The organism is Methylobacterium sp. A54F, assembly GCF_053346035.1.
Genome location: NZ_JBKFBF010000011.1, coordinates 101,482 through 121,544, shown reverse-complemented (window position 1 = coordinate 121,544; position 20,063 = coordinate 101,482). Strand labels below are relative to the sequence as shown.

The following is a 20,063-nucleotide window of genomic DNA, read 5'->3' as shown; positions in this document are numbered from 1 at the left end:
TGCCGGACCATGGCGTGGTCCGGACGAAACCTCGTTCGAGGGTAGGGTCTGCCGACCCACAAGCCGGCAGACCCCGGAGCGTTCTTACTTCGCAGCAGCCTGCTGGTACTCGCCGACGTTCGGGTCGTCGTACGGGCCCTTACCGTCGAGCGAGAACACCATCACGCCGCCGCCCATCTGGGTGTAGTTGGCGAGCTTCTTGAAGGCGCCGACCGCGCCGAGGCCGGCGGTCGGATCCTGCAGGTCGAAGACGAGCCCGACGCCCGGCCAGCCGCCGACGCCGTAGTAGATGGCGACGTACTGCGTGCCCTTGTGGGAGTAGGTCATCGGGTAGCCGATGGCGCCCGACGGCAGCTTGAACTTCCAGAGGAGATCGCCGTTGTCGGAGTCCCGCGCCTTGATGTAGCCGTCGAGGGTTCCGTATAGGACGATGTTGCCGGCGGTGGCGGTGGTGCCGCCCCAGACCGCGAAGCGCTCCATCTTCTCCCAGTTGAACTTGCCCGTGATCGCGTTGTAGCTCTTGATCTGGCCAAGTCCCTCGTAGTTCTGCCGGTCACCCTTAGGGCCGGGATACATGTTCAGCGTCGCGCCGACGAAGAACTGACCCGCCCGGTAGGGCAGCATGAAGGGCTCCCAATCCATGCAGATGTGGTTGATGCCCATGAAGAAGGCTTCACGCTTCGGGTCGTACGAATCGTGGCCCTGGTTGTGGTAGCCCATCGCCGAGGGGCAGATGTCCTTGGCGAGGTGGTCCATCCGGGTGCCGTATTCCGGATCACGGACCGGGGTGCCGGACTTCAGGTCGACCGACTTGAACACGTTGACGGTGTCGTCGATCTTGTTGGCCGAGACGAGCGTCCCGTCCGTCCGGTCGAGGGTGTAGACGATGCCGTTGCGGTCCGGGTGGGTGAGGAGCTTCCTCATCTTCCCGTCCTTGTCCTTCTGCTCGGAGAGCATCATCACGTTGACGCCGGCATAGTCCCACTCGTCGTGGGGCGTCTTCTGGTAGCCGAACTTGGCTTCACCTGTATCGGCGTCGCGGCCGAAGATCGTCATGGTCCACTTGTTGTCGCCGGGACGCATCGTCTCGTTCCACGGCGCCGGGTTGCCGGTGCCGAAGTAGATCAGGTTCGTGCCGGGGTCGTAGGCGTACCAGCCCCAGTTGGTGCCGCCGCCGATCTTCCAGGCGTCGCCCTCCCAGGTCGAGGTGCCGAGGCCCTTCTGGCCGTAATGAGCGTTGTGGATATTGAAGTCCTTGGCGAGCAGCAGGTCCTGGTCCGGACCGGTCGCGTAGGCGCGCCAGACCTGGGCGCCGGTCTTCACGTCGTAGGCGGTGAGGTAGCCGCGCACGCCGAGCTCGGCGCCCGAGGAGCCGATGATCACCTTGTCCTTCACCACGTAGGGGGCGATCGTCAGCGTCGAGCCGACCTTGATGTCGGAGTTCTCCACTTTCCAGACCGTCTCGCCGGTCTGCGCGTTGAGGGCGGCGACGTTGCCGTCGAGCTGCGTCTTCAGGATCAGCGCCGGCGTCTTGCCGTCGCCGGGCCAGTAGGCCAGCCCGCGGTTGACGAGGTCGCAGCAGGCGACCGAGCGGGCGGCAGGGTTCTGCTTCGGCTTGTCCTGCCACAGGATGTGGCCCGGATCGTCGAGGCCGAGGGCGAAGGTGTTGTTGGGGAACGAGGTGTGGATGTACATCTTGCCGTCGACAACCAGCGGCGCGCCCTCGTGACCGTTGAGCAGGCCGGTCGAGAAGGTCCAGGCCGGCTTGAGCTGCTTGACGTTCGATTTGTTGATCTGCGTCAGGTCGCTGAAGTTGTTCGAGTCGTAGTTCTTGCCGGGCATTACCCAATTCTCGTCGCTCTTCGACTGCTCGATGAGCTTGTCGTTGGCAACAGCCATGCTCGCCATGGCGACCGGCGCCATCGCCAGGATCGCCAGGGTCGAGACCGAACGCGTGAGCCTTCTCGTCCTCATCATGCATCTCCTCACCGAGCCGTCCGGCCTCGCGGCTTCGCGGCCGTTGTCATTGTTGCTATGCGAGATAAACTTGAGAATACCTCGCCGGATGCGAAATTTTCAGAAATACATAAGGACAGTATTTCTTATGAAACATTTATTACATCCGTTTGTGCTCTCGACTCCTATCAAACAATGCTTGGCATGTCTCTAGGAATTCAGAGTTTTAGAAGCAGGATGATTTGGCAATGCAAAGCGGCGCGATTAGACGCATGGCGTCTGCTTGACCGCCGCTTATTGCCCGTCACGAATGGCCGGCCGACAGTACCGCGGCGCTCAGGAGGTCGTGATGAAATTTGCTCGGTTGCGGTGCCCAAGGCGGCACAGCTTTCTGCTTCAAGCCGTGGCGCTGATCACAACATTGTCCGCATTTGGCTCTGCTGCCGCCGAGCCATTCCGTCTGGCGGCCCTGTATCCACACGATGAGCGGCGTGATCTGACGAGCGCCGATTTTGAGCGCTACAAGGGCGCTGGAATGCTGTGGTGTCACCGGCCCGATGGCGTTCCGCAGAAGGCTGCCGCGGCGTGGCTGATCGCCGATCCATCGATCGTCGTGCTGAACGCCCATAACTTCCGTGATCGGAAGCTCGGAGTGACTCGATCAATCTCGGACTGCTACTTCCAAATCGCCGGGCGCAACTATGATTTCGTGCCTAGCAGCCTCCTACTCGGGACTGCGGCAAACGCACGCAGCCTGCACATTACCGACGACTGGGCGATCTTGCGGCTGACACAGCCAGCAGATGCCATTCCTCAACCTCTACCGGATCCCCATGATCTGCCGACCGGCGATGTGTCGCTGCCCGTCACCATAGTCTCGCCTGCGGGGCACGAGAATTACCGCGGCGCAACAAGCCTCGAGCATTGCATGATCCGCCGGATCGATCCGCCCAGCGAGGACGGGATCCGTCGAGTCCGACACGACTGCAACGACGGCTACGGTGGTTCAGGCTCGGGCTTGTTCGACGAGGCAGGTCGCCTCATTGCCATGCAGAGCGCTTCATCAGTGATGAACGCCAAGCGCGCCTTCGATCCCGAATTCCACTACGGTTCGGCTCTAATATTCGAAGGTCAGTTACTCTCGACCCTGCGCAAAGAAGCAGGCGCCCCGCTCCTTCCTTAATGAGCTTATTATGCCATAAACGATAATTTTAGATGAATATTTTAGTCACCGCACTGATGGTTAGAGAAAAACTCTCGATCGTAATTATCTATGATATTCAAATCCTGTCGCATGCGGCAAGCACCCGTATCAAATCGAGTTCACTGAAATAGTGGTAAAAACAGGCAGATCTCACGATCGCGAGTAGGCCAGAACATCAAAGGACCATAACAACGAGGTGATTGGCAATGCAGCCCCCCGGCTAATGGGTAGCATCGACTGTACATTTTCTTGTCCGGCGATCTGATACAAATCAAAATATCGACTTGCTCTCGGCCAGAGCACGGCCAGTGCGACAGCAGACCGGATTGATCTATAGTAACGAAAAAAGGGACGGGCTTACAACCCATCCCCTTAAGTCTGTCAAAACAAACAGCTCAGTTGAAAGTATCAATCTCAGCCGACTCGTAGCTGGTGACTTCCATGCCGACGCAAATTTCCTGAACGATTGGAGCAGTCCAAGCCATAATGATCTCCATGATTGACGACTGCCATCACTTAAGGACCGCGACGAGGCCTGCCAATAGGATCTAGAATTATTTTTCATTTAGAGTTCCTCTCGAAGCCGTTTTTAACGCGTGGATAGGAGACGGCGAGACCACCCCTTTCCGATGGTTTGTAAGTCGAATTTGTACTGCTGCTTCCGCGGGTGTCGGCCAAATTGGGTTCAGGCGGCAATGATTGCTGCCTTCCAGATGTGTTCGTGGCGCAGCAGTGCCCAAACGGCGAGGGTCATCTTCGCTGTCAGCGCAACGGCGGCTGTATTGGTATGCGCCCGCGCCAGCAGGCGTCGCAGCTACAAGTCGATCCGTGCACCGTTTTTGCGTAGGGGTCGGCATCGTGGCCGAGACTCACTGTTCTATTCCCCGAACTACTCAAAAATACAACTAAAAGTAGTGTAGATGTTAATGTCAGAAAACCGATCGTTTTACCGACAAATGCTGGCCATGTATGTTGCACCCGCCGAGGCTGCCGGATTCTGTCGAAAAACCGCGTCGGAAATTCAAACGTCGAGAAAACGTATCCGTCGGCAGCCCGCACGAGAACGCTGCGATGTCCGGTTTAGCGCCTCGCGCAACCGAAAGCCGCCAGACCGCTTTCGGCCAAACTACGTCACCCCGGATTGCCATCGCGCGCAAAACCGGACGTTCGGCTTGGCGCCCATACCGGACATTCGAGCCGGAGTGGCGTCCCCTCGGAGGGGGGCATTCAGCAGCAGGCTGCCTCGCACTGTGGGCGCGAGAAAGGCCTTCGTGGGTCGCCCGGGAGGCAACTTCCTCTATCCCTTTGACAACGAGAGTTCGGAAGCGTTCGTCTTTGCTTCTTGTAGCAGTCGAGCGGCGAGAGCCGTGCAAGCCCACATCACGTACGGGCGCCGCCTACTCAGCTTGCGTCCTCCCGACCGCAGCAGCCCTCGCCTGTGAAGAGAGGCGATTGTGCGCATCTGATCGCTGCTCACCGCCGTTAGAGAACCTGCTTCGGCGAGTTGAAACAGCATGGCTCTCTGACAAGGCGTCAGGTCTTGTAATGAGGACGTCCTACCCGAGAGCCAAGGTCGCATTTTGCTTTGGTCCAAATCACCAGCGATAAATCAGGCTGCCGATGACCCTCGCCGGCTGGTTGAAATTGCAGAAGCCGAACGAGCAGGTCGTGTAGTTCCGGTCGAAAATATTGTAGGCATTGATCTGCGCTCGGAAGCCCTTGTATTTCGGGTCCAGGGCCGCGAAGTCGTAGGCTAGCAGCGCGTCGTAGAGCGTTACGGCCGTATTGCGCACCGTGTTCTGATCGTCGGCGAAGCTCGTCCCGATGAAGCGAATGCCGCCGCCGATCTGCAGACCGCGCAGCGGCGACGAGGGGGGGAAGGCATACGTCAGGAACGAGGCATAGGTGTCCGCCGGAATGCCCGAGACGCGATTGCCGTTGAGGGACTCGCCGGCGAACGAGGTCGAGTTCACGAACCGGATGTCGACGTGGGTGTAGGCAATCGTCAGGTTCGTACCCGGCGCGATGTTGGCTGTGGCCTCGGCCTCGAAACCCTTCGAGCGTACGGCGCCGCCGGCAGTCTGGAACGCGATGTTGGTCGCGTCGGGGATCAGGATGTTCGACTGGTTGATCTCGAAGCCCGCGAACGCAGCCTGGATGTTGGTGCCGGGGATCAGGTACTTCACCCCCGCCTCAATCTGATCGCCGGTGGCCGGCCTGAACGCTTGGCCGTTCCTGTCCAAGCCGACCTGCGGCGTGAAGGTCGTGGCGTAGCTGGCGTAGGGCACGATGCCCGGTGCCAGAACGTAGCCCAGGCCGACGCGGCCGGTGAAGGCAGAATTGTCCTGGCGGGAGACCGCGCTGTCAGGTGTGGCGTAGCTGTTCTGGAAAACCCAATCGTGGCGCCCGTTCAGCGTCAGGATGAAATCGCCGAACTTGGCCTGGTCCTGCAGGTAGACGCCGATCTGGTCCTGGCTCTGGCGCGAAGCAGGTCCTAGGTCCGGCGTCGCGATGAACTGTTGGCCATAGTTCCGCGTGACGAGGTTCAGGTCCGGGGCCAGACCGAAACCGAAGCGCTGGCTCAGGCTGTACCGGGCGTAGTCGACGCCGCCGACCACGGTGTGGGCGATGGGGCCGGTGGCGAAGCGCGCCTCGAGCTGATTGTCCAGCGTCTGCTGCACCAAGCCCGCGCGGATGTAGCCCGTGTCACGCGTACCGATCGTGCGCGCTTCGTTGATGTTATTGATGTCGACGTACTTGCCCACGAGGAACAGTCCGTAGTGCCGGAAGTTCTGGCGGAAAATGAGATCCGGCGTGAACTTGTGCTCGAAGGCGTAGCCGACCCGGTACTGCGTCTGATCGAGACCGATGAAGCGCGGGTCACCCTGGTAGAAGTTGGTCACTCGGAAGCCCGGGTCGTTGTAGAAGAACGTCGCCGCTGGCGTGTTGGTGACCTGGAACTCGCTCAGGAACGTGAAGGTGGTGTCGGCTGACGGCTTCCAGGTGAAGGCGGGCGCGAGGTAGAGTTGGTCGTCGGTGGTGCCTAGGCCGATGAAGGTGCCGGCTTCCCGCCGCAGGCCGGTGAGGCGGTAGGCCAGGGTGCCATCCGAGCCCGGGACGGGGCCGCCGACATCGAAGTTGCCCTGGAAGCGGTCGAAGTTGCCGGCCTGGAACTGCACCTCGCCGAAGGGCACGAAGACCGGACGCTTGGTCGTAATGTCGAGGATGCCGCCGGGCGATCCCAGGCCGTAGAGGCCGGAGGCGGGGCCGCGCAGGATGGTTAGTGCCTCCGCGCCGTAGGGCTCGCTCTTCGGATAGGAGAAGCCGCTGCCGATCACGCGCAGACCATCGCGGTAGATGCCCTGGTTGGTGAGCACGTCGAAGCCGCGGATGAAGATCTGGTCGAAGCGCGGGTCGAAGCCCGACCGGGCGCTGATGGCGCCGGGGACGTAGTTGATCGCGTCGGTGAAGGTCTGGACGTTGCGGTCGTTGAGCTGCTCGCGGGTGAGGACGGAGACCGACTGCGGCACCTCGATCAGGGGGGTGTTGGTCTTCGTAGCGGTCGTGGCCACCCGAGCGACGTAGCCAGTAACACCAGAGGGACCGCCCCCGCCACCGCTCGTAGCAGCCGTACCGCCATCGCCCCCGCTGAGATTGACGCCGCTCGGTTCGCCCTGACCCGTGGCGACACCTTCGACCGCAATCTCGTTCAAACGGACTGCGGTATCTTGGGCAACGGCACCGGCGGCTGCAAACGGGGCAAGGGCAACAGCGGCCGCGAAGCGAGTGGAAGGGCGCAAGCGGGGCATAGGGAAACCTCAGACACGTACTCTTACGATCTGGAACTTTCCTGACCGGCCAAGCTTGATCTGACAATCGAAAATTCGCATTAATCCCAGTGAGTTAGAAGCGTTAAAATCTGAGGACCGGTTCCGCGGCGATTGTGGCTGATTGAACACAAGCGCCCTCACCGCGGCCGCAGCTCTCCTTGGTTCAACCGGGCGGCGGTCTGAGCCTCCACGAAGTTCTGCTTCTTTGGTTTCATTGCTAGGAGCAGACCAGTTGCCATCGGCCAGCATCGGCCGCCGCGAGGACCTAGGTGAACGTCTAAGTTGGGTTGGTTCTCTGCCGGTCCGCTTCCGAGCGGTAAAGGCGTTGGAGCGGACGTCGCGGTCCCGCCCGCCCACGTACCTTTTCGTACCGTTGGCGGTCAGCTTGAATGACTGTCGTGGTTAAGTGAGGCTATGCGGCACCGGGGCCGCTCCAAGGAGCGCAAGTGGCGTCTGAGAGCATTACTCTTCGTCCTGCCCATGAGAGTGACGTGCCTGCTCTCGTCCGGCTCTTGCGGCGCTCGTGGCTTGTCACCTGGGCTCCTGAACTTCCGTTCGAGGCGGTGCAGGCCTTCGCCTCGTTCGACCCCGCGCGGTTGCACGCTGAGAACGAGTGGCGAAGCTTCATCGTCGCTGTTCGTGACGATGTGCTGGTCGGGATGATGCACGTCGAGGCCGATCAAATTGCCGGCTTGCACGTCGATCACGCCTACTGGAATGGGGGTGTTGGATCGAAGCTGCTCAATGCGGCCGAACGGCAAGTCGCGCATGTTCATCCTGTGGTGCGACTGGAGGTGCGTGGGTTCAACACCCGAGCACGCGCGTTCTATGCTCGTCATGGTTGGATAGAGGTACGCAGCTATCCCGGCATGGAGTGCGGAAGCCCTGTTGAGAATATTGAGATGACGAAACGCGTCCAAGTCTAAGTCAACGCGTCCGGAGACTGGCCCAAGCCGATGTTGTTGGAACGTCGATGAATGGCCGCTTCAGGGAAGCGCCAACGACGGTCCGGAGGACTGGCATGGGTCGGGAGCAGGTGGGCTGCTCAGGGTGGTTATCTGCCAGTCCGCTTCCGCTCAATTCTGCAGCGTAAGCGGACAGTCGAGGGTTCGTGTCAGGCCGCTGCCCAGGCAACCGCATCAGCGCCGGCTGGCAGGAGCTTTGGGCAGGGTCGACGTATGCACGGCTTCCACGAGGTCAGGGCCGTCCTTGCCGCGGACGCGGCAGGTCCCGCCTCGGACCGGGCGCCCTTCACAGGGCGGAGACGGAGAGCCCCGTCCGCACCGCCGAAGCTGTAGCGTGAATGGGTCGGGCAACGGTGCCGTGGGGAACCGGCATCGCACCGGCAGATTGGATCTCCGAACCGGTGCCGAAACCGGCAGGAGGAACGCGATGCCGACGGATACCGAGAAGCACCGCGCGCTGCTGAGCGCTCTCAGGAACGCGCAGGGCAAGGGGGACGGCTCCTTCGAGCGGGCCGTGACCGATGCCTTCGAGCATGTCTTCGAGCACCTGGGCCGCCTCAACGACCACGTGTCGCAGGGTGGCCCCGATGGTGGCGACCCCCACCTCAAGCCCGGCGAGTCTCCGACCCTACGATAGGGGACGGGCCCGGCGGTAGGTTCGATCCGCCGCGTGGGTTCAAGGCTTGGTCGAAGCACCTTCGCCCGGCGTCGGCTCGGCGCCGGCCGCGGCCGGCTTGGGACCCTGGGCGGAGGAAAGCCGGCTGGCCCTGCCGAGGTCCGCCAGCGCGCCGATCATGCCCAGAAGCGCCCGACGCTCCGGCGTCCCGTGCCTGGAGGCAAGGAACGTCGGGCGCTCCGGGAGGGCGTACCGCCGGACGAGCCGTTCGGCTCGTGGGCAACGAACACGTCCTCGACGTTCTCCCCACGGCAAAGGAACTGCCGGTCGCCGTTCGACGAGGCGTATACCTGGGCTCGGACGACGGTCATGATGGCGGGCCGGGGGAAAGGGCGACGTCGCGTTGGGGGACGCGTACGCGCAATCCAAGTCCTGCCGGCTCCCCGTGTTCCCATCCCCGGCACTCGTCTAAGAGGCTCCGGCGCCGTTCGCATGCGCCTGCCATGACAGATGGTCCGGAGGACATCACGCGGTCACCTACGCTATTGGTAGGCATGCGTCGCTTCCCGCCTGAACGAATTGTCTGTCTCACCGAGGAAACCGTCGAGACCCTGTACCTGCTGGGCGAGCAGGACCGGATCGTCGGCGTTTCCGGCTACGCCGTCCGCCCGCCGCAGGTGCGTCGCGAGAAGCCCCGGGTTTCGGCCTTTACCAGCGCCGACATCCCCAAGATCCTCGCACTCGCACCGGACTTGGTCATGGCCTTCTCGGACATGCAGGCCGGCATCGTGGCCGACCTCGCCCGGGCCGGTGTCGCAGTCCATCTCTTCAACCAGCGGGACGTGGCCGGCATCATCGCCATGATCCGGACGGTGGGCGCCCTCGTCGGTGCGGGAGACAGCGCCGAGGCGCTGGCTCGTGGTTACGAGGAACGGCTGGCGACGGTCGCCGGACAAGCGCGCGGAGGTCCACGACCCCGGGTGTACTTCGAGGAATGGGACGGGCCGCTGATTTCCGGCATCGGGTGGGTGTCCGAGCTCGTAGGCATCGCGGGCGGTGACGACGTCTTCCCCGACCTCGCCAAGGAGCCGGCGGCCAAGAACCGCATCGTTACGCCGGAGGCGGTGTTGGCCGCCGCGCCGGAGGTCATCCTTGCATCCTGGTGCGGGAAGAAGGTGGCGTCGTCCCGCATCGCGTCGCGGCCCGGTTGGACGTCGATGCCGGCGGTCGTGGAGGGACGGATTGTCGAGATCAAGTCGCCGCTCATCCTACAGCCAGGACCGGCGGCGCTCACCGATGGGCTCGACGCGATCCTGCAGGCCCTTGCCCCCCGATAAGTCGTCGAACCGCGCCGAACTAGGTCGACGTTCATGGGCATGGGAATGGGCCATGACATGCTCGTGCAGGTTCCGCCGTCGATTTGGGATCGTGCCTGCCGACGGCGTGTGACCACCCGGCGGCCCAAACGGTCCGGCGGCGGCTTACCGAAACGAGGTCGAGCGTGACACCTCCTCCCAGGTAGTGATCTCGGCCTGCAGGGCGGTCATTTTGTCGACCACGAGTTGGGGCGCGTCCTCGCCGAGGTAGAGGGGCACGGGCGGGTGTTCGGCCGCCACCAGCGTAAGGAGCGCCTGTGCCGCCCGCGCCGGATCGCCCGGCTGGTTGCCGTTCTTGGCCTGCCGTGCCAACCGGATCGGGTCCATCACCGCATCGTGGTCGGGGATGCTGCGCGGCGTGCGCGCCATCGAGCGACCGGCCCAGTCGGTCCGAAACTGGTCGGGCGCCAGCGCCGTCACCCAGATGCCGAGGTGCCTCACTTCCTTGGCGAGCGCCTCGGAGATGCCCTCCAGCGCGAACTTGCTCCCGCAGTAGTAGGTGATGCCGGGCATGGTGATGAAGCCACCCATCGAGGTGACGTTGACGATGTGTCCTGACCGGCGCGCCCGCATGCCTGGAAGCACGGCCTTCGCCATGGCCACCGCGCCGTAGACGTTGGCGTCGAACTGGCGTCGCAGCTCTTCGAGCGAGGATTCTTCCATCACGCCCTCGTGGCCGTAGCCGGCATTGTTGCGCGAACGCGTCAGCGGGCCCGACGATATCCAGTGCCTGGGACCGGCGAGGGGCCACCAGGCCAACTGTCACGGTTCTCGTATCCATCGGAAGCCCCGCTCCCGGACGTGATCGGTCCTGCACCCGTGTTCGGGCATAGTCTGCCCGCGCATGGTGGTCGCTTCCGTGCAGGCGACGTGCCGCGGCTCAATGCTCTCCGGCTGTCGCACCATGTCTCGACGGACGCAGGCGTTCGCTCAGGGATGTCCTGGCGGACGGCCTGCTGCCTCAAGGATGAGGTCGGCGACGGCCTGCGGCTGCGAGATCAGGGACAGATGGCTCGCCTTGAGCTCCACAGTCCGCGCGTTCATCCGCTTGGCCATGAACCGTTCAAGGTCCGGGTCGATGGTCCGGTCCTCGGTCGACACCGCGTAGAAGCTCGGCTTCGACCGCCAGGCCGCCTGGGTCGTCTTGCCCATCAGCAGGGCCTTGCGAAAGGGCTGCTGGACCGCGAACAGCACCCTGGCCTTGTCCACCGGTAGGTCGCCGGCGAAGTCGTTCAGGAAGGCTGCTTCGCTGAGGCGCCCTTCATCTCCGTCGAATACGATCCCCGCCGAGGCGGGTGGCGTCGGGTAGGCTTTCGCCAGAGCCGTATAATCCTCGTTCGCGTCCGGCGCGCGCGCTGCGACGTAGACCAACGCCGACACCTTCGGGTCGACGCCGACCTCGGTCACGATCATCCCGGAGAACGAGTGACCGACCAGCACGGTCGGTCCCTCCTGCCGGGCCAGCACGAGCCGCGCGGAGGTGAGCGCCTCCTCGAAGGAGGTCAGCGGGTTCTGCACCGAGGTCACGTTCAAGCCCGCCGCCTGCAGCCGCGGGATCACCTCCGACCAGCACGAGCCATCGGCGAAGAGCCCGTGCACCAGCACGACGTTGCGGGCTCGCGGAAGATCCTCGGCCGACGCGGTTCCGAGAAGCAGCGCGGCAGCCGCGGTGGCGACCAGGGAACGGTTCACGCTTCGACGGCTCATCATGGCGGGTGTCTCCGATCCGGGATACTGGTGCAGGACTTGCCGTCCATATTCGTCGTCGACGCGGCGAGGATACGTCCAATGCTCGCCGGTGCTCGCCCATGAACGAGCCCCTGCTGCCCTGGTCTCCGATCAGTAGGCCAACCTCGCGCAGCGCCCGAAGGTGAAGGCAACATGCCGTCGAGCGAGAGGGCGGCTCAGTCGTGCTGCTCGCATCCGCAACCCGGTGCATGCGCGCCGCCGGGCCAGCGCGAGGTCCGGATCACGCTGCAGAAGTTCCCCTTGCGGAAGGCCGGCTCCTTATCGGCGATCACGTCGGCCTTGACGTTGCCGAAGGTGGTGTCCGGCTTGTGCCGGATGCCATCGTAGAAGGCCTGGATGATGTCTTCCTTGAAGTCGGGCGTGCGGGGGAAGGCCGAGACGACCGCCTCCCGCTCGGCGTCCGAATACTCGGCATAGGTCAGGCCGAGGACGTCCATCTCGACGCCGGCCGTGACCAGCGCGACAACCGGGTGCATGTGCACCGGGATGCCGGACGTGGTGTGGAGCGCGATGGCGGTCCAAACCGTGTAGACGTCCGCCTCCGCCACGTCGTGCGCCTTCAGGAAGTCGCGAGCCGCGTTGGCCCCGTCCACCTCGAAGCGCTCCTCGGCACTCCTGTAATCCGGCATCAGCCCGAGGTCGTGGAACATTGCGCCCGCGTAGAGCAACTCGCGGTCGAAGCTCAGCCCGCGATGGACGCCGGCGAGCGCGCCGAACTGATAGACCCGGCTCGAATGGTTGAAGAGCAGTTCGGTCTCGGTGTCGCGGACGAATTCGGTGATCGCCTTGGCGAGAGCGCTGTCGGGAACGGCAGCTTCGGACTGGATGCTCACGTCGGATCTCCTTTGCGTCGAGTGTCACGATGAGCTACGGAGCTTTGCGGATGTCGGCAATTGCCTTGTCACGATGATTCCTGCCATCGTGCGCGCATCTTCAGCCATGGAGCCAGCATGGTCCCCCGATCCGTCGCCGTCCTGGCGCTTCCCGGTGTTCAGCTCCTCGACGTGGCCGGCCCGCTTGACGTCTTCGCCGAGGCGAACGCCCAGAGCGGTCGGGAGGTCTACGACCTAGCCATCGTCGGGACGGAGCCTGGCCACGTCACCACCTCGTCCGGGCGCGGCTTGGTTGCGGATCTGGTTGCGCCTAGTGCCGAGCCGACGCGGCTCGACACCCTCTTGGTCGCAGGCGCACCCCGGATACAGGAACTGCAGGTCAGGGCCGATCTCCTGGACTGGCTCAGGCGGGCCGCGGCTGGCTGCCGGCGCTACGGCTCGGTCTGCAGCGGGGCCTTCCTGCTAGGGCATGCGGGCCTACTGGACGCCCGCCGGGTGACGACGCACTGGGCCGTGGCGGAGGCGCTGGCGGAGCGGTTCCCTGAAGCAACGGTCGAGCCTGACGCAATTTGCCTGTTCGACGGGCCTCTTCGAACCGCGGCCGGGGTCACGGCCGGGCTCGATCTCGCCCTGGCGCTCGTGGAGGAGGACCTGGGTGCAGAGATCGCACGCCAGGTCGCGGCTCAGCTCGTCATGTTCTTCAAGCGCGGCGGCGGCCAGATGCAATTTAGCCGTCGAGGCGTCAGCGCCCCGGTCGGCCGGTCGGCCCTGCAGGAGGTGCAGCGTTGGGTGGCCAAGCGCCCAGCCGAAGATCACAGCGTCGACCGCCTCGCCGAGCGGGCGGGGATGAGCCCACGCCACTTCGCGCGCCTGTTCAGGGCTGAGACTGGTCTCACTCCTGCTGCCTACGTGGAGAATGTCCGGATCGAGGCCGTCCGCCGCCTTCTCGAGAGCGACGATGCCGCTCTGAAGCAGGTTGCGGGTGCCTGTGGATTCCACGACGCCGACACGCTCCGGCGCGCCTTCATGCGCCGGGTCGGCACGACGCCGGCCGAATACCGGCGTCGGCACGCACTCGGCTGATAGGGGACTGATTGCCGAGTCAGCTGTGCGCAGCCGCTTCATCGCTGCGGCTACCCGGAAGCAGACCAGCTGCTTTCGGCCAGGATCGGCCGCCTCTGGTCGCCCGGATGAACGTCTCTGATGGGTGGGTTTCTGCCTGTCCGCTTCCGAGCAGCAGAGGCATCAGAACGGACGTCGCGCTCCAGCCTACTCAAGACTGCAGTTCTGTTCGGGCGGAAGGTTAGTTCGAACGGAGCCCGAGAGCCGTCGCGTAGGCTAGAATCGACAACAGAAGGAGGGTGGCCAGAGCGTCCCACAAGCCGTCGGCAATGAGCGCGCCGAGCAGGCCGACGAGCGTGGCGACGCCAAGGAGGATGGGGGCGGTCCAAGTCCGGACCGGTCGCCTCCCATGAGACCTCATTTCGAACCGACCCCGGGCAGGTTGGACACGCCAGTGGCGACGAGGTGCGCGCGCGGCGCCGCCGCACGCCTGCGGGCGAGCCAGAGATAGATGCCGCTGCCCAGCATGACAATCGTCGCGATATCGAGGAGCGCCCAGACGATCTTCAACGGCAAGCCGCCGTAATCGCCGAAGTGGAGGGGTTGAGACAGGAACAACCCCTGCACATACCAAGGCATCTCGCGCATGTCGGTCAGTTGGCCGGTACCAGCATCGATGAGCGCGGGCTTGAGCAGCCGCCCGGTCAGAGGCGTGTTGCCTGCCATGAAGACCGCGTAGTGATTGTTGCTGGAAAAGGCGGTGCCGGGGAAGGCGATGAGCTGGGGGCGCATCCCCGGCGCGGCCGCCTTCGCCGTAGCCACGGCGGCATCAAGCGAAACGAGCTTCTCCGGTCGCGTCAGGTCACGATAGGAAGCCGTCATCTCCGCCAGCTGACCGAACTGCCAGAGCTTGAGCATCAGATCGGCCCAGGTGTTGATGGTGCCGGTCGCTCCCACCACCAAGGCCCAGACGATCGTCGCAGCGCCGATCAGGTTGTGCCAGTCAAGCCACTTGATGCGGGCACTACGCATCTTGCGCACGGTCCCGAAGTCCAGCTTCTTCATGAAAGGTCCGTAGAGAACCACCCCGGAGATCACCGCGACGACGAAGAGTAGTCCCATCACGCCCAGGAACAGCTTACCGCCCAGGCCGAGAAACATGTCCGTATGAAGCTTCAGCAGGAAGTTCATCGGGCCTGCACCCGGTTGCGCGTCGGTCAGCACCTGCGCCGTGCGGCGATCGAGGTTGACGAAGCTGTCGCCCGGGACCTTCTGCAGGTTCGCGGCGAGGCCGACCAGCATGGTGTCGGGTTCGTCCTTCTCGAAGAAGACGAACTGCACGACCTGGCCTGGCTTCCTCGCCGTGGCCGCGTCCACCAACCGATCGAGCGGGAGTGATGGGGTGCCGACCGCGAGTTCCGGGACCGCCGGCTCGTACCCGAGCAGGTGATCGAGTTCGTGGTGGAAAATCAGCGGCAGGCCCGTCAGACACAGCATCAACAGGAACACCATGCTGATCAGGCTCGTCCAGGTATGGACGGCTGACCAGATCCGGAAGGCGCGCAGCCGCGGGGCTTCGGCGGTCATCAGAATTCGCTCCACTGCGTTGGCTACTTCATGGCGAGAACCTGGGTGAGGTTCAGAAATCGAGCTGTGCCGAGAGCAGGTAGGTCCGCGGCGTTCCGAGCGATAGCAGCCCGGAGAAGGCGGTGGAGTTCCAGTAGTTCGTGTTGGCTACGTTCACGACGTCCGCGCGCAGGGTGATCGGCTTGCCCCATGATCCGAGAAACGTGTAGCGCAGGCCGACATCGAAGCGCGTCCAGTCGGGGATGCTCTGCGTGTTGCCCTGATCATAATATTGCCTGGCCGTGTAGATCACGCGACCCGTCGCGGTCAGCCCCGGCAGCAGCCATGACGGCAGGTCGTACTCCCCGTAGAGGTTGAACGTGAGGTCGGGCACGCCGGGCGCGACGTTGCCGTCGAACGCGCCACCCGCCGTCCTCACGAGGCGCCCGTCGATCGCTGAGACGCCGCCGAGCAGGCGGATGCCTGGCACGGGCTCGCCGAAGACGTTGAACTCGATGCCGCGGTTGCGCTGGAGCCCGTCCGAGGAGAACGCGAACGTGACCGGATTGAGCACAGCATTCGGCCGATTGATCTCGAACAAGGCGAGGCTCGCGCCGAACGAGCCGAAATCGTACTTGAGGCCGATCTCCTTCTGGTCGGCAACGATCGGCGGCAGTACGGTGCTGGGAACGATCGGCGATACCGGCGGAGCAACCAGGGCTTCGACGTAGTTGCCGTAGACCGAGAGGCGCTCGGTCGGCTTCACGACAAGCGCGACCGCTGGTGATACGGCCGTATCGTTGTAGCTTGAGGTGGCAAGGCCGAAGGTCGGGGTGCCGGGCGTGAAGTTGAAGGCCTTTCCGGCGAGTTGCTGGACCCGCGCGCCTACCGTGAGGGACACGCGGTCGTCGAGGGACGAGAACGTGTCGGCGATGGCGATGCTCCGGTAGGTCTGCGACGTGCCGCGCGCATTGCCGATATTCCGGTCTACGATCGGCGGAACCGCGATCGGCACGGGGCCGTAGATGTTCGACAGCGCGGGACTGGGCAGGAACTGCACCGCAACCGGATAGCTTACCTCGTTCCAGTAGCCTGTGACTGCGAGCGAGGCGTTGTGCCGGATCGGTCCGGTATCGAAGCGAGTGCGCACACCGGTTTCGGCCGTGTAGGTCGTGTTATCGAACTTCTGCCGGACGAAGGTGTTCGAGAAAGTCCCCGCCGAAGACAGCAGGGTCTTAAAGTTTCCAACGTCATCCTCGTTGATCACGCCGGATCCGAAGGCGGCGTAGACGGTCGTATCGTCGGTCACATCGTACTCGAACCGGGTCGCGCCCAGGAACGAGCGCGTCTTCTGGTATTCGCCGGGTTGTTCGAGGTTGCGTGAAAGCCGTGGTGCCCTCGGGATCGTGAAACCCGGCGCCACGAACAGGAAGCTGCGGTTTCGATCGTAGGTCAGGTCCTGATAGGCGAAATCGAAGGAGGCTCGGAAGCGATCGCCGCGATAGTCGACCGCCAGGGAGCCGAAGCCGAGCTCCAGGCGCTCCTTGTCGATCGCCGTCTCCCCCTTCTGGTAGACACCGTTGGCGCGCACGCCCCACTCCCCTCGATCTCCGAAGCGCCGCCCGACATCGACCGCGACGCCGGCCTGGCCCTGCGAGATGAAGAAGGGGGTCACTCGGGTCAGCGGCTCGTCATAAGCGCGCTTGGGGATGATGTTGATACTGCCGCCGACGCCCCCGTTCGGGGCAGCGCCGTTGATCAAGGCGCTCGGCCCTTTCAGAACCTCGACGCGCTCCGCGTTGAAGATGAAGGGCCGCCGGAAATCGACGATACCGAACAAGCCGTCGAAGCCGAAATCCGCCGGTTGAAGAATGAAGCCGCGGATCGTGACCGACGACCCGTAGCCGTCGCTGAGCGAGCCGATCGGCCTCACCGAGGGATCGTTCTCGACCACATCAAGGAGGCTCTTCGCCTGCTGGTCGCGAATCAGCTTTTCGGTATAGCCCGCCACATTGAACGGCGTGTTGAACACGTCGCGATTGCCGAGAACCCCGAGGCGCGTGCCCGAGCCGACTTGGCCACCCGCGTAGGGCGCCGGGGGCTGGCCCACCGTGCCGGTGGGCGGAGGCCGGCCGCTGGCGCCCGGACCGGGCAAGCCGGCGCCGTGCCGATTGCTGTCGACTCGTTGGCCGGAAACGGAGATCTCGTCCAGCTGAACGGAAACTTGCGCCTGCGCCGCCTGCGGCCAACATAGGGCCGCAAGGGCGGTTCCAATCAGCCGTCGCGTACCGGGTACAGGTGACGCACTCATCGAAGGCCTCGGCGACGCAGTTGTTGGCCGGACCGTACTTCTTGAAGGCTTCACCCAAAATCGATGCGGATGGTCTTCTGTGCAGTATCTGCGCGGAAACAGGCGATTTCTGGCCGGGTGTTGCGCATTTGCACTCTGAAATTATTCTATTTATTAGCTGTTGCGCCTTGAGCCTGGTCTCTCTGATCAGTAACGTGAGGCACGGCGATTGTTGCCTGATCTCGATGCGCTGGCAGAGGGCATCGCCTGCACGGCCGATGTGGTCGGTTTAGCCGATGTCGGGATCGGTTCGGACATGTTGGCACTGGTCGGCTCGAGCGCATTGCCGAACTGCACGAGCCTGCCGGATTTGGCCGCCATCCTCCCCACATGCTTCACACCCGACAAGACTGCCGGCATTCTCGGAGGCAACCTCGCGCGCGTGGCCAAGACCTGCCTCCCGGCTTGATGAGCAGCTGACCGGTTGCTTTTGGGAAGCGCTGAGAGACTCAGAAGAGGCTGGGTTGGGTCGATAGGAGGCCGTCCGCCTTTCCGGCCTGCCTCCTCCGAAGCGGTCGTTCCGCTTTCGGCCAGCATCAGCCGCGGCGGATCGCGCGCGTGAGCGTCTCAGAAGGGTGGATTTCTGCCGGTCTCCATTCGGGTGCAGAACCGGAAAAGCGGACGGACTGCCAATGGCTGAAATTGGCCGAAACCCGCCGGTCTGCTTCGGAGACGAACAATCGGAAAAGGAGACAGCCTCCTAACGACCCAACCCAGTCATTGCTGTGAGGAAGCAGAGCTCCATAAAGCAGCCATCCGGTGCGTGCATCAGCACCGGATGGCTGCTGGTCTGGGAAAGCGGTATTAGGTCGACCGGCATTGAGCGCCGGGGCTCGCCTATGCCGAAGCCGACTTGAGATGGCTTCAGGCGCCGCGGGCTTGGTCCGGATGACGCCCTTCCGCAAACTCCTCGACGATCTTGGCGCAGAACGCTGGCAGGTCCTTAGGGTTGCGACTGGTGACGAGGCCCTTGTCGACCACCACCTCCGCGTCGACCCATTCCCCGCCCGCGTTGCGGATGTCGGTCTTCACGGTCGGGAACGACGTCAGCTTGCGCCCCTTCACAACGTCGGCCTCCACCAACGTCCAGGGCCCGTGGCAGATGACGCCAACCGGCTTGGCCTGCTGAAAGAAGTCCCGGACGAATCCGACCACGGCCGCGCTGCCCCGGAGCTTGTCGGCCCCCACGCTGCCGCCGGGGATGACGAGACCGTCAAAGTCTGAGGCGGACAAGCCGTCGATGACCTTGTCGACCGGATACTTTCCAGCCGGGTCGAGGTCGTTGTTGACCGTCTCGGCCTCACCCGCCTCAAGCCCGACCACCATTACCGTCGCGCCGGCCGCGAGCAGCGCGTCGCGGGGCTTTGTGAACTCCGGCTCCTCCGTTCCCCGGGGGGCGATCAGGATGGCGATGGTCTTGCCCTGAAGGGACATGGGTCGTTCCTTTCTGCGCGATGTGGGAAGGGGTGGGCTCAAGCCGGGATGCTCTCGGGCGAGGCGGTGTTCTCGGCGGTCACGCCGTTCTCCCGGTGGCGGAAGTCGCTCAGCGCCCGGTAGACCTGGAGCCGCGCCCGCATCACCGAGCCCAGCGGGCGGTGCGCCGCGAGGCTGTGCGCCGGACGGAAGGTCATCACCTCGTCGAAGTAACGCACCCGCTCGGGGGAGTAGGCGTCCTGCCGAGGTAGGCGGATCGTCGCCACCGTGCGGTACGGGCTGATCGAGACCGGCCAATCGACCGACGCGTCCTCAATGGGCTGGCGCTCGGCATCCGCCCAGAGCTGCGCCTTGAGCTCGAACACCACGTCGTCGTCCCGGAAGAATGCGACCGCAGCGTGCCGGAAGCCGTCCTCGTCCCCGTGCGGGTCGAGGCGCCATTCGGCGAGGTTCCGCTGCGCCTGCGTCGCGGGCACCGCGCCGAGCTTGGCCACGTAGTCGCCGAACCGCATCGGCGCCTGGCTGAAGTAGCTGTCCGCCAGTGGGTGGCTGTAGGGATGGCCGAAGAAGTCGGCCATGGCACTCTCGGTGCCGAAGGCGTAGAGCACCTTGTTGAGCGTGCGGGCGCCGGCCGAGACGGCGCTCTTTAGGCCCTCCGGCATTCCGGTCGACTTGCCGATCACCGTGCCGTCCCGCAGGAAGCCTGCCGCCGTGCCCGACGGGAAGGTCGTGCCGGTGGCGAGCACGAAGTCCTGGGTCTCCACATCGTGCCCGGGAAGCTTCTCGCCGGGCACGCCGAACACCTTGATCGACATGCCCCGGTGGGTGGACACCCGGTCGCCGAGGGTCTCGCCGGGACCCTGGGCGAAACGTACGGCCACCTTGTGCGTACCCGGGGTCGCGAACAGGCCTTGGGCCAGTTCCGGCGGCAGGCCGGCGGCAACCGTCAACTCGCCCGTGACGCAGGCCGAGCTCTTGGCGTGGCTAGCGCGCACGGCATGGTGCTCGCGCTTCTCCACCGTCTGCGACTGCTGGGTCATACCTTGAATGATGCCGTCGATGGTCTCCTGCTCGTTCGGGGCGGGCTGCTCGATGTCGGGCGCGAAACGCAGGTAGGTCATG

At 64.1% G+C, this 20,063-nt stretch carries 15 protein-coding genes and 2 pseudogenes; 6 read left to right on the top strand and 11 right to left on the bottom strand.

Annotated features, from left to right (window positions below; genetic code table 11):
• Nucleotides 1-84: 84 nt before the first annotated feature.
• Nucleotides 85-1,974: a methanol/ethanol family PQQ-dependent dehydrogenase gene (locus ACLBXP_RS18455; RefSeq protein ID WP_447669208.1), complete on the bottom strand. Its 1,890-nt coding sequence runs from the start codon at nucleotides 1,972-1,974 to the stop codon at nucleotides 85-87.
• A gap of 331 nt (nucleotides 1,975-2,305) precedes the next feature.
• Between ACLBXP_RS18455 and ACLBXP_RS18450 the strand changes: the two genes are divergently transcribed.
• Nucleotides 2,306-3,139, top strand: a complete 834-nt coding sequence (locus ACLBXP_RS18450) for a S1 family peptidase (protein ID WP_447669207.1) — start codon at nucleotides 2,306-2,308, stop codon at nucleotides 3,137-3,139.
• 416 nt (nucleotides 3,140-3,555) lie between these two features.
• Here the strand turns inward: ACLBXP_RS18450 and pqqA are convergent, their stop codons facing one another.
• The 3 genes and pseudogenes from pqqA to ACLBXP_RS18435 form a co-directional block, all read right to left on the bottom strand.
• On the bottom strand, nucleotides 3,556-3,645 hold the full coding sequence (gene pqqA / locus ACLBXP_RS18445) for a pyrroloquinoline quinone precursor peptide PqqA (protein WP_447669206.1): 90 nt from the start codon (nucleotides 3,643-3,645) through the stop codon (nucleotides 3,556-3,558).
• 200 nt (nucleotides 3,646-3,845) lie between these two features.
• A pseudogene (locus ACLBXP_RS18440) lies at nucleotides 3,846-3,974 on the bottom strand (IS110-like element ISMmg1 family transposase); the annotation flags it as partial.
• A gap of 781 nt (nucleotides 3,975-4,755) precedes the next feature.
• The gene (locus tag ACLBXP_RS18435) at nucleotides 4,756-6,969 is read right to left on the bottom strand and encodes a TonB-dependent siderophore receptor (RefSeq protein ID WP_447669205.1); all 2,214 of its coding nucleotides are present in this window, start codon (nucleotides 6,967-6,969) and stop codon (nucleotides 4,756-4,758) included.
• A 467-nt stretch (nucleotides 6,970-7,436) separates the two neighbouring features.
• Between ACLBXP_RS18435 and ACLBXP_RS18430 the strand changes: the two genes are divergently transcribed.
• From ACLBXP_RS18430 to ACLBXP_RS18420, 3 genes are all read left to right on the top strand, one after another.
• A complete protein-coding gene (locus ACLBXP_RS18430) occupies nucleotides 7,437-7,916 on the top strand; it encodes an N-acetyltransferase family protein (RefSeq protein ID WP_447669204.1) in 480 nt (159 codons plus the stop codon).
• A gap of 466 nt (nucleotides 7,917-8,382) precedes the next feature.
• The gene (locus tag ACLBXP_RS18425) at nucleotides 8,383-8,592 is read left to right on the top strand and encodes a hypothetical protein (RefSeq protein WP_447669203.1); all 210 of its coding nucleotides are present in this window, start codon (nucleotides 8,383-8,385) and stop codon (nucleotides 8,590-8,592) included.
• Between the two features lie 533 nt (nucleotides 8,593-9,125).
• Entirely contained in the window at nucleotides 9,126-9,908 is a 783-nt protein-coding gene (locus tag ACLBXP_RS18420) for a cobalamin-binding protein (RefSeq protein WP_447669202.1), read from the top strand.
• A gap of 144 nt (nucleotides 9,909-10,052) precedes the next feature.
• Here ACLBXP_RS18420 and ACLBXP_RS18415 read toward each other — a convergent pair.
• From ACLBXP_RS18415 to ACLBXP_RS18405, 3 genes and pseudogenes are all read right to left on the bottom strand, one after another.
• Nucleotides 10,053-10,661: pseudogene (locus ACLBXP_RS18415) on the bottom strand (oxidoreductase); the annotation flags it as partial.
• A gap of 216 nt (nucleotides 10,662-10,877) precedes the next feature.
• A complete protein-coding gene (locus ACLBXP_RS18410) occupies nucleotides 10,878-11,657 on the bottom strand; it encodes an alpha/beta fold hydrolase (protein ID WP_447669201.1) in 780 nt (259 codons plus the stop codon).
• A gap of 194 nt (nucleotides 11,658-11,851) precedes the next feature.
• Nucleotides 11,852-12,529 (bottom strand): HD domain-containing protein, encoded by a 678-nt coding sequence (locus tag ACLBXP_RS18405; RefSeq protein ID WP_447669200.1) that lies wholly within the window; start codon nucleotides 12,527-12,529, stop codon nucleotides 11,852-11,854.
• Nucleotides 12,530-12,646: 117 nt separating this feature from the next.
• Here ACLBXP_RS18405 and ACLBXP_RS18400 point away from each other — a divergent pair, with 117 nt between their 5' ends.
• Nucleotides 12,647-13,612, top strand: a complete 966-nt coding sequence (locus ACLBXP_RS18400) for a GlxA family transcriptional regulator (protein ID WP_447669199.1) — start codon at nucleotides 12,647-12,649, stop codon at nucleotides 13,610-13,612.
• A 396-nt stretch (nucleotides 13,613-14,008) separates the two neighbouring features.
• Here the strand turns inward: ACLBXP_RS18400 and ACLBXP_RS18395 are convergent, their stop codons facing one another.
• Both ACLBXP_RS18395 and ACLBXP_RS18390 read right to left on the bottom strand, forming a co-directional pair.
• Nucleotides 14,009-15,178, bottom strand: coding sequence for a PepSY-associated TM helix domain-containing protein (locus ACLBXP_RS18395; RefSeq protein WP_447669198.1), 1,170 nt, complete (start codon nucleotides 15,176-15,178; stop codon nucleotides 14,009-14,011).
• A gap of 52 nt (nucleotides 15,179-15,230) precedes the next feature.
• Entirely contained in the window at nucleotides 15,231-17,468 is a 2,238-nt protein-coding gene (locus ACLBXP_RS18390) for a TonB-dependent receptor (RefSeq protein WP_447669197.1), read from the bottom strand.
• 211 nt (nucleotides 17,469-17,679) lie between these two features.
• On the opposite strand from ACLBXP_RS18390, the gene ACLBXP_RS18385 reads away from it, so the two are divergent.
• On the top strand, nucleotides 17,680-17,916 hold the full coding sequence (locus ACLBXP_RS18385; protein ID WP_447669196.1) for a hypothetical protein: 237 nt from the start codon (nucleotides 17,680-17,682) through the stop codon (nucleotides 17,914-17,916).
• 455 nt (nucleotides 17,917-18,371) lie between these two features.
• Here the strand turns inward: ACLBXP_RS18385 and ACLBXP_RS18380 are convergent, their stop codons facing one another.
• Entirely contained in the window at nucleotides 18,372-18,941 is a 570-nt protein-coding gene (locus ACLBXP_RS18380; RefSeq protein WP_447669195.1) for a type 1 glutamine amidotransferase domain-containing protein, read from the bottom strand.
• 38 nt (nucleotides 18,942-18,979) lie between these two features.
• Nucleotides 18,980-20,062: a catalase family protein gene (locus tag ACLBXP_RS18375; protein ID WP_447669194.1), complete on the bottom strand. Its 1,083-nt coding sequence runs from the start codon at nucleotides 20,060-20,062 to the stop codon at nucleotides 18,980-18,982.
• Between the last annotated feature and the right edge of the window lies 1 nt (nucleotide 20,063).

Excerpts from the sequence above, each read along its gene's own strand:
- ACLBXP_RS18455 (WP_447669208.1), bottom strand. The coding sequence starts at position 1,974 with ATGAGGACGAGAAGGCTCACGCGTTCGGTCTCGACCCTGGCGATCCTG.
- ACLBXP_RS18450 (WP_447669207.1), top strand. The coding sequence starts at position 2,306 with ATGAAATTTGCTCGGTTGCGGTGCCCAAGGCGGCACAGCTTTCTGCTT.
- pqqA (WP_447669206.1), bottom strand. The coding sequence starts at position 3,645 with ATGGCTTGGACTGCTCCAATCGTTCAGGAAATTTGCGTCGGCATGGAA.
- ACLBXP_RS18435 (WP_447669205.1), bottom strand. The coding sequence starts at position 6,969 with ATGCCCCGCTTGCGCCCTTCCACTCGCTTCGCGGCCGCTGTTGCCCTT.
- ACLBXP_RS18425 (WP_447669203.1), top strand. The coding sequence starts at position 8,383 with ATGCCGACGGATACCGAGAAGCACCGCGCGCTGCTGAGCGCTCTCAGG.
- ACLBXP_RS18420 (WP_447669202.1), top strand. The coding sequence starts at position 9,126 with ATGCGTCGCTTCCCGCCTGAACGAATTGTCTGTCTCACCGAGGAAACC.
- ACLBXP_RS18410 (WP_447669201.1), bottom strand. The coding sequence starts at position 11,657 with ATGATGAGCCGTCGAAGCGTGAACCGTTCCCTGGTCGCCACCGCGGCT.
- ACLBXP_RS18400 (WP_447669199.1), top strand. The coding sequence starts at position 12,647 with ATGGTCCCCCGATCCGTCGCCGTCCTGGCGCTTCCCGGTGTTCAGCTC.
- ACLBXP_RS18395 (WP_447669198.1), bottom strand. The coding sequence starts at position 15,178 with ATGACCGCCGAAGCCCCGCGGCTGCGCGCCTTCCGGATCTGGTCAGCC.
- ACLBXP_RS18390 (WP_447669197.1), bottom strand. The coding sequence starts at position 17,468 with ATGAGTGCGTCACCTGTACCCGGTACGCGACGGCTGATTGGAACCGCC.
- ACLBXP_RS18380 (WP_447669195.1), bottom strand. The coding sequence starts at position 18,941 with ATGTCCCTTCAGGGCAAGACCATCGCCATCCTGATCGCCCCCCGGGGA.
- ACLBXP_RS18375 (WP_447669194.1), bottom strand. The coding sequence starts at position 20,062 with ATGACCTACCTGCGTTTCGCGCCCGACATCGAGCAGCCCGCCCCGAAC.